The organism is Iodobacter sp. CM08, assembly GCF_033446605.1.
GTDB lineage: Bacteria > Pseudomonadota > Gammaproteobacteria > Burkholderiales > Chitinibacteraceae > Iodobacter.
Genome location: NZ_JAWQUO010000035.1, coordinates 1 through 16,438 on the forward strand (window position 1 = coordinate 1; position 16,438 = coordinate 16,438).

12 protein-coding genes are annotated in these 16,438 nt (G+C 51.3%); 5 read left to right on the forward strand and 7 right to left on the reverse strand.

The window, feature by feature from the left end:
* Positions 1 to 444: 444 nt before the first annotated feature.
* Positions 445 to 720: a hypothetical protein gene (locus R6242_RS17350; protein ID WP_318429198.1), complete on the reverse strand. Its 276-nt coding sequence runs from the start codon at positions 718 to 720 to the stop codon at positions 445 to 447.
* Between the two features lie 769 nt (positions 721 to 1,489).
* On the opposite strand from R6242_RS17350, the gene R6242_RS17355 reads away from it, so the two are divergent.
* Positions 1,490 to 3,511: an exotoxin A binding domain-containing protein gene (locus tag R6242_RS17355; RefSeq protein WP_318429199.1), complete on the forward strand. Its 2,022-nt coding sequence runs from the start codon at positions 1,490 to 1,492 to the stop codon at positions 3,509 to 3,511.
* Between the two features lie 115 nt (positions 3,512 to 3,626).
* On the opposite strand, the gene bioH is transcribed toward R6242_RS17355, so the two are convergent.
* The 5 genes from bioH to R6242_RS17380 all read right to left on the reverse strand — a co-directional run bounded on the left by bioH (position 3,627) and on the right by R6242_RS17380 (position 10,971).
* Entirely contained in the window at positions 3,627 to 4,400 is a 774-nt protein-coding gene (gene bioH / locus R6242_RS17360) for a pimeloyl-ACP methyl ester esterase BioH (RefSeq protein ID WP_318429201.1), read from the reverse strand.
* Positions 4,401 to 4,516: 116 nt separating this feature from the next.
* Complete coding sequence (gene bioF, locus R6242_RS17365; RefSeq protein ID WP_318429203.1) at positions 4,517 to 5,662, reverse strand: 8-amino-7-oxononanoate synthase; 1,146 nt, start codon at positions 5,660 to 5,662, stop codon at positions 4,517 to 4,519.
* A gap of 100 nt (positions 5,663 to 5,762) precedes the next feature.
* On the reverse strand, positions 5,763 to 6,251 hold the full coding sequence (locus R6242_RS17370) for a molybdopterin-dependent oxidoreductase (RefSeq protein ID WP_318429205.1): 489 nt from the start codon (positions 6,249 to 6,251) through the stop codon (positions 5,763 to 5,765).
* A gap of 41 nt (positions 6,252 to 6,292) precedes the next feature.
* A complete protein-coding gene (locus R6242_RS17375) occupies positions 6,293 to 9,211 on the reverse strand; it encodes an HD domain-containing phosphohydrolase (protein WP_318429207.1) in 2,919 nt (972 codons plus the stop codon).
* A 272-nt stretch (positions 9,212 to 9,483) separates the two neighbouring features.
* Entirely contained in the window at positions 9,484 to 10,971 is a 1,488-nt protein-coding gene (locus R6242_RS17380) for a glycoside hydrolase family 13 protein (RefSeq protein ID WP_318429209.1), read from the reverse strand.
* A gap of 419 nt (positions 10,972 to 11,390) precedes the next feature.
* On the opposite strand from R6242_RS17380, the gene R6242_RS17385 reads away from it, so the two are divergent.
* From R6242_RS17385 to R6242_RS17400, 4 genes are all read left to right on the forward strand, one after another.
* Entirely contained in the window at positions 11,391 to 11,918 is a 528-nt protein-coding gene (locus R6242_RS17385) for an RNA polymerase sigma factor (RefSeq protein ID WP_318429211.1), read from the forward strand.
* Positions 11,915 to 12,904 (forward strand): FecR family protein, encoded by a 990-nt coding sequence (locus R6242_RS17390; RefSeq protein ID WP_318429213.1) that lies wholly within the window; start codon positions 11,915 to 11,917, stop codon positions 12,902 to 12,904. Before R6242_RS17385 ends, R6242_RS17390 begins: the two co-directional genes overlap by 4 nt.
* Positions 12,905 to 13,157: 253 nt before the next feature.
* Entirely contained in the window at positions 13,158 to 14,510 is a 1,353-nt protein-coding gene (locus R6242_RS17395; RefSeq protein WP_318429216.1) for a TonB-dependent receptor, read from the forward strand.
* Positions 14,511 to 14,516: 6 nt separating this feature from the next.
* Positions 14,517 to 16,067 (forward strand): TonB-dependent receptor domain-containing protein, encoded by a 1,551-nt coding sequence (locus tag R6242_RS17400; RefSeq protein WP_318429218.1) that lies wholly within the window; start codon positions 14,517 to 14,519, stop codon positions 16,065 to 16,067.
* A gap of 101 nt (positions 16,068 to 16,168) precedes the next feature.
* Here R6242_RS17400 and R6242_RS17405 read toward each other — a convergent pair whose 3' ends face one another.
* Entirely contained in the window at positions 16,169 to 16,438 is a 270-nt protein-coding gene (locus R6242_RS17405) for a hypothetical protein (RefSeq protein WP_318429220.1), read from the reverse strand.

Consider the following 16,438-nt stretch of genomic DNA (forward strand, 5'->3'; position numbering starts at 1 on the left):
CAATCGGATCCGTCGCCATTCGCGTCTGAACGACGAGGCACCAGCGGTATTTGCTAAGCAGTTTGAGCTAGAAAATTAGAAATAAACCCAAAGCGTGGTGTCCGTGATTGACGCAGCCCTCATACTGTGATAAATTGATTATGGCATACAGCAATAAGTTCCAACGAAGCTTGGCCACAGTTGTAGGAAACTGCCGGAACCATAGAGTAGTTACCAAGTCAGTCGAAAACGACGCCACCGACAATCCAGATGATGCCACCATGATCGTGACTCATATTTAGTGGCTCGCGAACCTTAGGAAGGTTGCTGAATATGGGCACCAAAGCCTAAGACAAAACGCATCAAAAAAATATTTAAAAAGTCTGTTTTGATCAGCAAACAGGCTCTATTGCTTCCTCAATTAGTCTTAATTAAATCAGCCCCATTTATTGGGGCTGATTTAAGTTACTCTGCCGTAACTGAATAAGTCTTAAACCGGATCACCTCCACCCCCAGCCAATCATTCAGCTCCTTCATCCGTTCTTGCAATGGCTCAATCTCGTTATACGCAAACACAGTCGCAGCCTTCTCTACGTCACCCAAACCGCAGGTGTTGTTGGGGGTGATGCCCATCAGTTGAGCTGGCACACGGCGGGCGCTCAGTTGGTCGTCCCTTGTTACGTTCTTGATATTCCAGAAGTCATCCTTCGCCTCCACTTCCCAGATCGGCAAGATCTGCATGCCGTCTTTCTTGCCGTCAGGCGCATACACCATCAGATTTTTGAAATTGCCAGGGCCTTCGCTGCCTTATAAATCGGTGCGCGCAAATCATTGAGTATCGCTTTTGTCTCATTCCTGCTGAAATCACCCACTGCTTATTTTAAGAAAACAGCGAATCAATACCTTAATTAAGAGGTGAAAACGCTCCCTACACTCCCTCTAAAAGCCGTATTAATGCTTCCCCCTACAGCACTTACCTTACAAATACTTATTTTGTTCATAATTACACCATACAAACACTGAAAACCTATCGCGGGAAATACAAAGCTTCATGTAATATATATTTCGTCTTGTAAGTCATTGGTTTTTATGACATTTGATCTATTCGTCTGATTCTCTCTGCAGCTTTTAATCAGCATCAGCGCCTTACATCTCTTCAGCTAGGTTGACGGCACAGCATGAGGCAAACAGCAGTTACCGCAACGCGTAACAGCTAGTAAAGGCATCAATAAGACCTAGCCCACCCATCGGCTGGCGCAAGCTGGGGCTAGTCATTTATTCCGCGTATTGGGCAAGCGGTGCTGATCGACTTTATCTAAGGCGATATCGACCGCCCCATTCTTACTGCTGAGCCATATAACAGCAGCCATCCAGTAGCAACCTTTGGTGCCGCAGGGGATGAGCGAACGCTCTCTTCTCACCATGTACCCCCTGCTGCCTCGAATCTAGTAAACAAATGGAGGTTTACAGCCAAAGCACTTGATTTTCTTTTAATCACAAGGAGTACGATATGATGAGATTTTATAAAGGATTTGCCATTGCTGCAGGGCTCATTCCATTATTGTCCGGCTGCGTAACCGAGGAGGCCCGCCCTTCTGATGCGGCGACTGCGGTGACTACGGTGGCTGAAGCTAGTTTCAAGCAAGCCGCAAGCTCCATCATCAAAACCGATTTCGAAATATTCAAGCAATGCACCGATAGCTGCATGCTCTCCCCTCCGGAACCCGGCAAGTTCATCAGCACCTCGCTACCGCTGCAAATCACCCCATCGCCGGATGAGGGCGTTTTATATTACTCAATGTTTGTGCAAGACCGCTTAGCCTCCGCAGCCAATAATAGCGCCACCATCAAAATTGACGACTTTGCCAAAATCCGCATCAACAATGGCTACGACACAAACTCCGCGCCAGGCAGTTTAACCATCGAATTAGCCACGCCCGATGGCCAGGTCAAAAAATTCACTCATAAACGCCGCACCGAATGGTTTACCCTGAATTGGGCGGTGCCGATAGGCAAAGACGCACCCACCAGCATCAAGCTATTTATCATGGACATCGACAGCAATAAAAAAATTGTCGATCACTCACCGCTGTACAGCGTGGACTTGAACGATGCCGCCCTAGCGCGCTGGCCTGCCCAAGCCAAGCTGGCGTTCAGCTCCGCCAATGCCATGAACGACATTATCTTGTCTTGGCCGGGCGTAGGCTATGCCGCCGCGCCGATGCAGCACAACCGGCAAAAGCGCTGGAGCGAATGGCATAGCGGCGCCGTGCTGTGCTGGCTGGATCCGCTAGCCGCCATCTACAACCAAGTCACCCAAAACCGCTGCAATCTGAGCCCTTGGGAAGGCTTGCAGTATAAGGTGGTGGCTGGCAAGCCGCAGATCAATGAATTCAAGCCGATAGCCAAAGCGCCGATCCAGCACCGAGTGCACTTCAGCAAGGAAAACGCACTCGGCGCACTGTCCGCACACCGTGTCTGCGGCATCCCGCTGGAATCGCTAGCCCGCAGCCGCCAGCCTAGGGGCTGGGAAGAGTTCTCTGCCTGCGGCTTCCAAGTTGAAAACATCGTCGCTCTGTATATCGCCACTCGGCTGTCTTTCGACCGCTTCCGTTTGGTTGTCGAGGATTTGATCCACTCCCGCCCAGTCAGCGGTGCTGAAAACCCAGAGGCACTGGAGCAATTGGGAAGCGCAGTGCGCGAAACGCCAGAACTGGCCCGCGAAGGGCTGGCCGAGGCAGAAACTCGTTTGAACGCCTACCGTAGCAATCATCCGGGCAGCAGCGCCGATGACGCGCAAAGAGCGGATGTGCTGTCCTTGACTTGCCCTGCCGATAGCGCGCCTTGCAACGCGCCCGATGCCACCGGTGCACACGTCAACCGTGAATACCACCCCGGCACAGACTATTTTGCACCGGGCGAGCCAGTGGAATTCCTAGCCAACGGCACCACCCGTAACTGGAACCAAGAGCGCCTGCTGGCCACCCATCAGCGCCTACTGGATATGGGCTATGTCTTTGCGGGCTATCACGGCGGTTCGCGCATTGCCGCCAGAAGCATCGTGACCGGCGGCATCACGCACCGGGAGCAGCAGCTACCGGGGATCTGGCAAGGCCTCTACATCGCCGGCGATCCGGAAGTCGCCTACGGCTATGCCATAGATAGCGATCCTCCCTCAGGAAGCAGGGGCCTCATGATGCGCGTCTATGTGCCCGGAACCGCCGCCTCCCAGTTGTTCCGTACCAACCAGCCACTGGACAACGAAGCCGCAGCGCTCAGGGAAATGAGCCGCTTACTCGGCCGAAATATTACGCTTGCCGATACCTTAGGATATGAATCCATCACTGGGCCGCAAGCGCTAGGCGATCCGGATGAAACCGTCTTAGGTTGGGATATGGCGGTGCATGCGGTGGCGATTCCGTCCATGATCCAGGGCAGCAACAGCATGTCAAAAATCAACGTGCCGGACTATGAGAAAAAGATCAGCACGCTGCCCAACTACGTCACCAATGACAAGACTGAGCTAAAATAGCGAGGATGGCTCGCTCACGCTACAAAAGAAATAATGACCAGTAAGTACTAAACCACGGCGCACGGTTTTTCATGGTGAAAGGCTGTGCGCTCTGTGGCTTAACAGGGTACGTCTATTACATGCCGCTCGCCAAAAACCGGCGCTGCACCGCAACAAAGTCATCTAAATGTGAAGCAAATGGCACGTGCGCTGCACCAGAGTGAACCACCAGCTCGGCATGCGGCAGGGTTTGCGCCAGCCACTCAGCCGCGCCCAGCGGGGTAAGCGTGTCGCGGTTGCCAAACTGCAGTAATACAGGGCAGCTGAGCGTGGCCATTTGCCCGCGCAGATCGGTATCGCGCAAAATCGCCAGCCCCTGCTGCAAGGCGGCAAGGCTAGGCTCGCCGTGTAAGAATAATTCCTGACTCAATGTTTTAGCCAGTGCCCTTGCCGCCTCTCCCCCTTGCACTTGTAAACTAATAAAGCGCTTTAAAGTGCCTTGCCAATCTGCGGCTAGGCTGGCGGCAAATTGGCTCATGGTGGATGCGGCCATCGCAGGCTGCCAATCATCCCGCTGCATAAAACATGGCGTTGAGGCGATCAAGCTAAGCGAGCGGATTTTATCTGGCTGCGCCAAAGCCCAGCGGCTAGCTACCGCGCCGCCTAAAGACCAACCCACCACTTGCACCGGCCGAGGGAAAACGGCATCTAGCGCCGCCACCATCTGCTCCAGCGATAAAGGCTGATCGCTATGGCTTTTGCCGTGGCCGGGTAAATCGACCAAATGTAGGCAAAAATCATCGCTCAGAGCCGCCGCCACGCTACGCCAAACCGTGCTATTCATGGCCCAACCATGCAGCAAAACCACATCCGGCCCACGGCCGATTGATTCAATATGTAAAGAACTCATTGATTTCCAGATACTTCTAAAAAAATTCTGTAGGGTGGGCACCTGTGCCCACGCGTATCGCCAGCATGCCCGCGCAAGCTGCCCATGCCAGCTGCTTTGCATAGGCACAGCTTCCCTCACTCCACCAGCAATTCTTGCAAATGCCTAATCAACGCTGCGATATCCTCAGCCGAATGCGCGGCCGAAAGGGTGATGCGTAAACGGGGTGTGGGCACGGTAGGCGGACGGATTGCGCCAACCCAAATGCCACGCTCAAACAGCGCTTTGGCGATGCGCAGCGCGGTTTGGTTATCTGGCAGCAGCACAATCTGGATGGCGGTAGAGGAATCGAGCAGATCGCCGTGCGTTTTTAAACCGGCTCTGAAAGTAGCGATATGCGCGGCCAAGCGCTCACGCCGCCAGCTTTCCAACTCGATTAATTCCAAGCTTTTAAGCATGGCGCAAGATAAAAGCGGCGGCATGGCGGTGGTATAAACATAACTATGTGCAGTGTTTAGCAACCAATCGCACAAGACTTGCTCACCCGCAACAAAGGCACCCGCTACACCCGCTGCCTTGCCTAAAGTGGCCATATAAATAATGCGTGGGGATGCCACGCCAAATTCGGCCAAGCTGCCGCGCCCCTGCCCCAGCACGCCAAAGCCGTGTGCGTCGTCCAAAAACAGCCAAGCATCGTATTGCTCGGCCAGTGCTAGCAAGGCCTTAATCGGCGCAATATCGCCATCCATACTGAACACGGCGTCGGCCACAATTAGCTTACGTGGCGCAGTACTCGCTGCTAGCAAGCGCTCCAGTGCAGCCAAATCCTGATGTGGGTAGCGCTTAAAATCTGCCTTGGAAAGCGCCACGGCATCGTTTAAAGAGGCGTGGTTCAGTTTATCGGCAAACACCGCATCACCGCGCCCAACCATTGCGGTAATCACCGCCAAATTAGCCATATAGCCAGTAGAAAATCCCAGCGCTGCGGGCATGCCGACAAAAGCGGCCAAGCGATCTTCCAGCGCCTGATGCGGGCCAAAATGCCCAGCCAGTAAATGCGCAGCACCACTGCCCACTCCCCATTCTGCCGCACCTTGTTGGGCGGCGTTTACCAGCTCGGGGTGATTGGCAAGGCCTAGATAATCGTTGCTGCAGAAATTAATCAGCTCGCGCCCTGCAATCACCACATGCGCGCCCTGCGGGCTATCAATCTGGCGGCGGGAGCGCAGCAAGCCTGCTTGCTCACGCTCGGCAAGCTTGGTGGCAAACTGGGAAAATGGCATGGGAGGTCCAGCAGGGGAAAACCTCAATTCTAACATTAGCGCCAGCAGCAAAGACCGGCTCAGGCTAAGCCGCAGGGATAAATGTCGTTAAAGAGGTGGCCTACTCGATACTTAAAGTTTTTACTTGCCACGCAGATCGCTCGTAATAAGGTTTAGTTTGCAGCTCTGGCTTGCTGTCGTAAGGGTAAACAATAAACAGTGGGCCTTTGGTTCGTGCGGGAATAGCCTGGCCATTCATTTTATGCGCCAGCAGCATATTAAATTGATTCACATCGTCAAAAGGAATCTCGGTTTTATAATCATTCAGCGCAACGGCTTTAATTTGCTGGCCGCTGGCTTTGGCTGCCCGTAATACATCGCGCAATAAGGGGCCGGTAAATTTAATGGGTAGCGCATCCCAAGGGGTTTTAGTACTGAAACTTTGCTGCGGCAGTTTTTCCAGCATCGCCAGATCAAACACCGCCGCCGTGGCCGTGTTTTTTTCGCCGACTTTGCCATTAATAGTCAAAATAATCTTGCCACTGGCTGGCTCCAGCGCTGCAGCAGGTAGAGATAAAAGCATCATCATTAGTAAGCGAAATACATTCATGGATTGGCCTTTTTTTAGCCAGTTTTAAACCTAAAATTGCCCTATACCAGTGCTGCAGCGGCTAAATCACTACAGGCAGGGGCGGGTAATAGTTTTTCGATTGCAGCAACATCCACCTCATCGATCTGATCTTGCTGCATAAATTTTTCTGCAAACACCAGCCACAGCTTACTGTGCAAGAAATATCGAAACAGCTCTGCATCTATATGCTGATCTTTGGCCATAAAAGCCATAATCCGCAGCGATTCGGTCAGTGTTTTGGGCGATTTATATGGGCGATCAGCGGCGGTTAGTGCTTCAAATACATCGGCCAACGCCATTACTCGGTCAGCGGTACTCAGCTTATCGGCAGATAAACGCCGTGGGTAACCTTTGCCGTCCAGTTTTTCATGATGTGTTGCTGCGATATCCGGCACTCTTGCCAGCTGAGCAGGCCAAGGCAGGCCACGCAGCATAATCAGCGTTTGCACAATATGATCGTTAATTTTAAAGCGGTCTTCTTCCGTTAATGTGCCACGCCGAATAGATAGGTTGTAGAGCTCGCCCATATTTTGCGCATGCAAGGGCAAATCCATATCAAAGCCATGATGATTATTTGGATCATTTTTTTCTACCGCAGGCTTACGCTCCCCCCAAGGCACAATATGGTCGCCACGGTCTGCCAGCAGCTGCTCCGCCACAGGCAGCCTTTCAGGAACATATTCACCTAGCCTGCGGTTTTCGTCAGCAGATAGGCCAAGTTGTTTATCAAAATTGCGCAGCCATGTTTGCCCGCCAATTTGCTTTAGGCGCTCTATATCTGCATCGGCCATAAACTCGCCGCCCACATTGCAGCGGGCAACAAAAATAAAATCATCTTGTAAGGCTTGCTGGCGTTGTTTTAGCGCCGCCATTGATGTGCTTTCATCTGCACCAAAAATCACCGCCCGCCAGTGATCCAGCTCGGCATCGCGCCACATCACTTCAAAGCGCATCCGCACTTCATGGATACGGTTGTAAATGATTTCTAGCTTGGTGGCTTTATCAATAATATGCTCTGGGCTGATAACCTTACCGCAATCATGTAACCACGCCCCAAGGTGAAACTCATAGCGCTGATCTTCCGTCATTTTAAAGCTAGCATAAGGCCCGCTTTCTTCTTGCCCCATTTGATCGACCAGCATGCCGGCTAGCTCCGGTACACGCTCGCAATGGCCACCGGTATAGGGGCTTTTTGCATCGATAGCATCGGCCATCAGCCGGATAACGGCATCCAGTAGTTTTTTCTGCGCATCAATCAGCTGACGCGTTTCTATTGATACGGCCAACATGCCTGATAGCTTATGCACAAACTCCATAAACGAGCTATCGGCATGCCTGATATCGTCCTGATACTGCAAAATAAGCAAGCCTTCTGGCTGCCCGCTGCGGCCACGCAGCTCAATCTGCATCTCAAGCATTCCTTCTGCCACTTGATGAATCACCGGCGGGCCCTGCTGCCGGTCGATATACACAAAGCCCGTATCCGTATGGCCCAATAATGGGCCCACGGCCACGGCCCGCTCCATTTGGGCATGACTGTGATTCAGTAAATAAACGACTCCCGCCTGGCAGCGCGTTGCCTTCACCAACTGCTTAAGCACATTGTCCAGCATGCGCTCCACCTTAGGCTCAGTGGCCATGTCCTGACTAATCTGCAGAAAAGTCTGAATAGTTTGGCTCATATCACTGAGCACGCCAGATAAGTCATTCACCTCTTGCACCATGGTGTGCTTACGCAAACTCTGGCTGAAATCAAAACACTGCATCCGCTGCGCCTGCAATGTAAGCTGATCCATGCTCTTGCCGATTTTTGCCCCTGCCAACCAGCCCAAGGGCATCAGCAATAAGGCGAGCAGCATCACCGCTACAATCAAATGCAGCAGTTTGCCGCGCAGCTCACCCAGTAGATCGTTGCTGGGCAAGGCCACCAGTAAGCGCATTCCTTCTGACTGCCATACTTCAAAAGGTAAAACCGTCCCCAGCCACTCCTCACCGTTTACTTCATAAGTGACCACCTTGCCTTTAGCTGGGGCCAAGGTATTCAGGCGGCTGAGGCTGGCAACGCCCAAACCAGCTACTGTGCTAAATTCAACCTTATCAGCGCCTTTAATCAGGACTTTTTTCATATCAGGATAGGCCAGCACTCTGCCTTGCCCATTCACAAGGGCCAGCTGAGTATTGGGGGATATTTTTAGCCCATCAAGACTGCTCGCAAGATCATCCAGCACCATATCAACACCAAAAATGGCTTTACCATTCTGGCTGCTTTGGCTTAGCGTGACGCCAATTTGCTGGCTAGAAAAGAAAATATAAGGCTCAGATAATACCGAGGCCGAGGTGCGGCCCGATGCCTGATACCAAGGCCGAGTGCGGGGATCATAGCGATACTCTGGCACGCTTCTGCGCTCGAGTAAGTCATAGCTCGCATCAAAAAACAGGTACTCGCTTTTTAACTGCCAGCTAGGCAAAACCTGCACCGATTGCACCAAGAAATTAGCCATGGGTGGTGCTTTAAACTTGCTACGGATATCTGCGCGATCCAATGGGCGCACCAGCATAAAGGAGCCATCGCTGTAACCCACAAAAACGGAAGAGATCAGCTCATTTGCGCTCAGTACTTCGGCCAGCGCAGTCAGCCGCAGCAAGCGCTCTTCTAACGTAGAGGCATTGGCGATCGGATCATCCACCAGCATGCGCAGCGTAGCTTGAGCAGGCTCTAACATACGCCGTGATTTTTCAGTAATCAGCTGGCCCGCATCCTTAGCCGTTCTAGACGCGGTATCCAGCAGGGTAGTACGCGCCCCGCTCCAACCTATGCCAATGACCACCACGGCCAACACCAACATGCACAAGACCACCACCGTTGCGATGGATAACTTCATTGTCCAGCCGGTGATACGTTTGTTATTAGCCGGTGCAAAAGCAAGCCCGTCGCTCATGATGAACTTCCCTTTGAATGGATGGCGGCAAAAGCAGAGCAAGGCCAATCAGCATAATCAGGCCTAAAAAAAACCACTATTTTGTCAAAAACAATGGTTTTTTGAGCAGGGATGACAGCGAGTCCAGCCATCATTTTTGAATTTATTAGTAAGTATTAAGAAATATTTTTGATTTAATACTAGTTTAATACTTACTAAAAACAAATAATAAGCCAATAATTAATGTAATCTTAATATAGCCGTCAGCGGTGCAGCCCCCATTAGGGAGCTGCTCAGCAATTACGCTGTTTAAAAAATTGATAATGCTGATAAGGCTCACTAGCCAAATAAATAGCGGCAGATTGGGCGGGGATATTTAATGCAACGCTGCCTGCTTGCACTCGGCAGGCTGACGCCGCACCCAGCGCATCCAGCAGTGGCACGCCGTCATACCAGTGCGAGTAAGGAATGAGTAGCTTGGTATTCAGCGGCTGATTGGCTAAATTGACGATCACTAAAGCCGCCTCACCAGGAGTTTCGGTATAGCGTAAAAAGATCAGCGCATTGCCAGCTAAGCGATCGCCCAATACCAATACATCGCCATATTGCAACGCCGCATTACTTTGGCGGATGCGGATTAAATCTTGCATAAACTGCCGCTGTTGATGGTTCCAATCCGCCTGATTCCAGCGCATAGGGCGGCGGCAATCAGGATCTGCTCCGCCTTGCATACCGATTTCTTCACCGTAATAAACCAGCGGGATACCGGGTAAGGTAAATTGCATAATCAGCGCCAGCTGGGCTTTTTCTATACTGCCCACCGTGGTCAGCAGCCGTGGCGTATCGTGGCTAGAAAGCATATTCCACGAGCAGAGTAAACCGCTTAAACCATAGCCTTCCCTTGCATCTTTAATTGCATGATTCATTTGTAGCGCATCTATTTCACCCGCCAACCATGCTAGCGTGGCAGTGCGATACCAGTAATTCATCATGCCTTTAAAACCGCCACTGGCCTGAAACCAGCTGCCCGAAAAGCCATTTAACTCGCCAAGTAGACCGGCATTAGGGAAGCGCTGCCCCACCACTTCGGCCATTTCCTGCGCCACGCTGATCCCCACATCCTGCGCCACATCAAAGCGCCAGTTATCCACGCCTTGCGCCAGCCAGTGCTGCACTAGGCTGGCGGGTGTGCGGTATAAAACATCGCGCACTTCTGGGTTGGCTAAATTCAGCTCGGGCATCATGCCGTAATCTTGCCAACATAGATAAGCGCCATCTTCTGCAAAAGTAAACCAGTCGCGTTTTGTAGCATCCCCTGCTTGCGCGGCTAAAAACCAAGGGTGGCGATCAGAAACATGATTCAACACGGCATCTAGTGTCAGGCTCATGCCTTTATTGTGTAATGCAGTAATCAGCCGCTGCAAGGCAGGCTCGCCACCAAACATGGAATCGATGCTAAAAAAATCCACCGCATCGTATTTATGATTACTGGGTGCAGTAAACACTGGCGTTAAATAAACACCCGTTACGCCTAGATCAAGCAGGTAATCCAGCTTCTCTGCAATGCCATCCAAATCACCGCCAAAAAACTGCATGCCCCAAGGCTGGTTCATCGTGGAATCATCCCAATCCCGCTTGGTAATATCCGGCTGGGCATAGGCCGCTTGCGCTAATTTAGCCGCGCTACTCAGCCCACCTCCAATGGCGAAACGCTCAGGGAAAATCTGATAAATAATCTGGCTGGCCATTTGCTTGGTGGCGGCATCTAGGGTGTTTTTCATGGTTTACTCGAGCAGGAATGAGAAAGCTTGACTTAAGTCTAGTAAAGAAACTGCTTGCTATCCCCCTAAGCGTGCTTTTAATTATTAGCAGATGTTACGCAGCAGCCATTGAGCCGCTTACTCCTCGTATCGCCGCTTCAAGGGAAGGGTAAAGGCCCCGTACAAATAGCGTGGTCAATCGGTTTTTTCGCTGTTTGCTCATGAAAAAATAATTTAGTTAGTGCGTAGGGGGTTGCACCCCCCTCTAGGAGAGGCATATTTATCCGTATTCAAGAGCCACCCAAAGGATCGCTACCCTGATGTGTGTGATTTTTATACCTTTGCTGAGCCGTGCCTTGTTAGCGTCATGCCCTGATATAAATTGCATTTGCTTACGCATTACTTATTGGTTTTAAATAATAATGATTCTTGTTATCTTTATGTTGTATAGGTATGATTTGCCGCTTTCTGCTTTGGGCTGTCTCTCTGTGTTTGAGCGCTATTACCACGATTTGCATAATCTCATTTCACGCTCCATTGGCTGCCGCGATAAGGCACAAGATGTGGTGCAAGAGGCCTATGCGCGCGTATTAGCCAGCCCCCATGCCACTGCAACAGCAGGTGTGGGCGCTTTGCTCTACACCACGGCTAAAAATATAGTGATTGATCAATATCGACAAAATAACGCCCGCCAATACGATGATATCGAACGGATGGAGCTGATGGCCTCCTCGGCAGACGAGCCAGAGCGGCGCGTAGCTGGGCGGCAATCGATGCAGCAGCTGATTCAATTAATTGAAACACTTTCACCACGCTGTAAAGAAGCATTTGTTTTGTATAAGCTTGATGGCTTAAGCCATGCAGAGATCGCCGCAAAAATGGGGATTTCGATCAATATGGTAGAAAAACACATCATCAATGGCATGATCATTTGCAAAAGAGGCTTGGCGGAGCGAGGTGCGCAATGAGCGAGAGCATCGATTTTTTGGCAGCACAATGGCTATTAAGACAAGAGCAAGGGCTAGATTCAGAGGAACAAGCCGCATTACAGCAATGGATTCACGCCGATGCCAAGCACCACCAAGCCTGGCGCGAGATGACCAGTATCAATGTGCTTATCAGCCAGCTCCCTAGCGCCCAGATTACTGCACTACAGCGCCAAGTGCATGCAGGGCTAAAGCCTAAGCAAAGTCTATGGCAGGTATGCTGGCAAGCCTGTAGCAAGGTAATGCCGCAGATGGCGGTTGCATCCTGTGCCATGCTCATGCTGGTGTGTAGCCTGCTGTGGTTTGAGCGGCAGCAGCCCCGCTTTTCGCAAACCTTTACCACCGCCAAAGGGGAATTCAGCCGCCAAACGCTGCCCGATGGCAGCACAGTAGAGCTAGATACCGCCAGCCAGATCCAAGTCTCCCTCTATGGCTCGCGCCGAGAAGTGCAGCTACTGCGTGGGCAAGCCATGTTTCACGTCAGCAAAGACACCGACAAACCCTTTCATGTGCTAACAGGAAAGGCCAGAGTTACCGTGCTAGGCACACAATTTGCAGTGCGAAATATCAATCAGCAAGTCAGCGTAGCCGTGCAAGAAGGTAAGGTAAAAGTAGCCGCATTTAAGCAACAGGCCGAATATGACAGCCGCCCTGTTTCGCAAGCTACGCTGCTAGCGGGTGATGCCATTGTGCTGGCTGCGGGTGAGCTATCGCCGATCAAGAGTGTGACCCCTGCATCGGTAGGCTGCTGGAGAAGTGGCCGGCTCACTTTTGACAACACCCCGCTTAAAGATGCCTTAGCCGAGTTTGAACGCTACATGCCAAGCAACTTACAACTCACCGATCCCAAACTGGGCGAGCTGCGCATTAGCGGCAGCTTTGAAGTGAGCAAACTTAAGCAATTCACCGCCGCCCTGCCACAAGTTTTACCCGTGCGCATTGCCGATGGAAAAATAATGTCGCGGTAAATAGAGCTGCACCCCTGATAAACAATGAATCTTCTTTCCTCATCTAAGGAGCACGCAGCAATACGCTGCTAGTGCTGGCTAGCCGCGTATTGCAAGCTGCATAAGGCCCAAGCAACTAACTGCCTTACCACACCCTGTCTAAATAAAATTTAGCAATATAAAATATTGACGCAGCCATATCAGGGTTTGATCGTTTCATTCGTTTTTAATTGGGAATGATTCTTAAAATCATTACTAATGGAGAGTGAAACCAATGAAATCATCAAACCGCCGCACGGCAATCCGACCTTTGATTCTGGCGCTTAGCCTTGCATTTGCTACCCCGCTGGCTAGCTACGCCGCCCCAGCAGCTACCACCGAATTTAATATCAGCACCCAACCGCTAAGCCGTGCACTGGGTGAGCTAGCGCGCCAAGCAGGCATGGTATTACTGGTGGATGCCAAGCTAACTGAAGGCCGCCAAAGCCCAGCTCTAAAAGGCACATATAGCCTGCGTGATGCGCTGCGCCAGTTACTCAGCGGCAGCGGCTTACGCGCCGAAGTCACCAGTGATGGCACCATTGTTTTAAAGCCTGAGCCCGCAGCAGCGGGCAATGTGGTAGGCATTGGCGCGGTGCGCGTGAGCGGTGCAGGGGCGCTGTTTGCTGATGATGATTCCATTGAAGCCAGCGATCGCCCCTATGTAAAAGCAGGCTCGTCGGCGCATATTAGCCGAGAAAACATCGACCGATTCCGCGGAACATCGCCAGCAGATATTTTAAAAGGCACGCCGGGTGTGGTGGTGGGCGATGCACGCAATAGCGGTGCAATCGATGTCAACATCCGTGGCATGCAAGGCCAAGGCCGAGTGCCAGTACTGATTGATGGCAGCCTGCAAGCCTCTACCATTTACCGAGGGTACGCAGGCATTGCCGATCGCAGCTATATCGATCCAGAAATGATCAGCGAAATCAATATCAATAAAGGCCCCAGCCTTGGCGCAGAAGGCGCGGGCGCGATTGGTGGCTTGGTGAGCATGAGCACGCTCAAACCGCAGGATATTTTAAAACCGGGTGAGCGCAGCGGTGTCAGAGTGCGCGCTGGCTTACAAAGCAATAGCATGGAATCGCGCCAGCGGTATGAAGCCACTCCGCGCAACGAGCGCAATAGCATTTTAGACCCGCGTGATGGTTTTCTTAGCCTAGCTTACGCCACACGCCAAGATGATTATGATCTGGTTGCAGCCATCAGTCATCGCCAGAGCGGTAATTATTTCTCAGGAAAAAACGGCTACAACAGCTATCAGGAAATAGACGAAGACGGCAGTGATAACGGTATTACTAAGCTTTATCATGCTGGTGACGAAGTCTTTAATACTTTTAACACCACAGATTCGGCCTTGCTAAAAGGCACTTATCGCTTCAGTAACAATCAAGAGCTGGAACTGGGCTACCGCTACTTCAAAAGCGCTTACGGTGAAATTATGCCCTCGCAAATCTGGCGTAATTCATCCAATACTTTGCATGATTTTAAGCCTAGTGAAGTCAGCACCGAAGCCTTAACGGCACGCTATAAATACGCTCCTGCGGATAATCCACTGCTCAACTTTAAAGCGAGCCTGTGGTAGACCGATATGCAAAGTGCAGCCCGTAACGGCGATGTATTCAGTAACCCACTGGAAGGTAAACCCCACCCAGGCGATGGCGATTGCGAAGCCTGCGTAGACGTTGTTTATCTGGCCAAAAACCAAGCACAGCGCTATGGCGCTGATTTAAGCAATACCTCACGTTTTGACAGCGCCTACGGGGCCTTTAGCTTGAACTATGGCTTTTCACTGCAAAAAGAAGATATCGCCCCAGCAGACAGCGTAAAACGCGGTCAAGATGATGTAGACCATAACCGCAATCTGCGTAGCGGCACGCGCAATGAAGAAAGCGCTTTCCTTAATATGCAATGGCAGCCCACCAACTGGCTTACCCTAGAAGCGGGTGGCCGCTATTTGCACTACCGTAGCCAAGATCGCAATGTCATCTCCACCCAGCTGATAGAGCCGCTAGGCTGGAAGCGTATCTATTTATATGACGACCAAAGTAACCAGATCGGCACGGTGCTCTGGCATCAGGATCAAAATGGCCAGTTTAGCGACGCGACTAATCCGCTTAAAGCCAGCAAGATTGTGCTAGAACACGACAAAGATGAAGATCCGGTAGAAATCAACACCAGCCAAGTCAGCGACTCCTCCGTTAATGATATGGTTTATTTCGACGATATCCCTGGTGCATTCAGCCGCAGCGCACCTATCGAGCGTGATGGCAGTGGTTTTGCGCCTGCTTTTGGCCTGACCTTTAAACTGAGCGACAACATCAGTAGCTATCTGCGCTACACCGAAGGCCTGCGTATGCCTAGCCTTTATGAATCTACCGTTGGCTTCTCGGCTACCTTCTCTTCGCCACTCGAGCCTGAGCACAGCAAAAACTGGGAAACTGGGATTAGCTTTATTAAAGACGGCGTATTTACCGCAGAAGACAAGCTGCGCCTGAAAGTGGCTTACTTTAATAACACCACCGATCACTACATTACCCGCATCAAGATTTCTGGCAAAAAAGCATGGGAACAGAACTTCTCTATGGCGAATATCGACAGCTATAGCGTTTCTGGCTTTGAGCTGCAATCGTCTTACGATAGAGGTGATTTCTTCGGTGAATTAGCCGTAACACTGAATCACAAGGCGATGGTTTGCGATACAAAAATGGCGAGCTATTTACGTAGTAAGTCTGAGTACACCCCTAGGCTCAAAGACACACCCGATTGTTCGCCCGTTGGTTTTACCACATCTTATGTAAGTAATATGATCCCACCCCAAATCAGCGCTAACGCTACCTTTGGTGCTCGCTTAATGGATCAAAAACTCACTATGGGTCTGCGAGCCAGCTATGTTAGCGGCCCATTAAACACCCAAGAGAAAGATGCACCTTGGCAAGATTACAGCGGCACCGCCGTGCAAATCAAAACCCTGCCTTACAGCTTGGTTGACCTGTTTGCCAGCTACAAAATCAACGCCGATACCCGTGTGGATATGACCATCGACAACGCCACCGATCGCTACTACCTCGATCCGCTCTCGCTCAGCCTTATGCCAGGGCCGGGGCGCACCGTGCGTCTTTCAATGGGGCTGAAATTTTAAACCCTTCATTAGCTAGAGCCTAGGGCCTGTTCATCACACTTTAAGCATGGGTTGGGTGGGCAGGTTTTTCCTGATTATGCCGCTTGCTCATTTTTTGTCGTTTACCTGAGATGATCGACATAAAGGGCAAATGTGGCTTTGTTTGAGCAAGAGGCATAATCAGGCGTTTTTTTGCCCACGCGCCGTGCATCAGCCAATGATCGTTCTTGCCTAGACGCGCTCACCCTTAGCCTGATGCCAGCGCCAAGGCGCACCATGCGCTGGTCTTTTGAGGCCAAATTTTGCCCCGCTAAAGTTGCATAAGGCCGTGTGCGATGGGTTTTGTCGCTAAGCAAAAACTTGGGCTGCACCGTTGCACACACCCTAGCCAT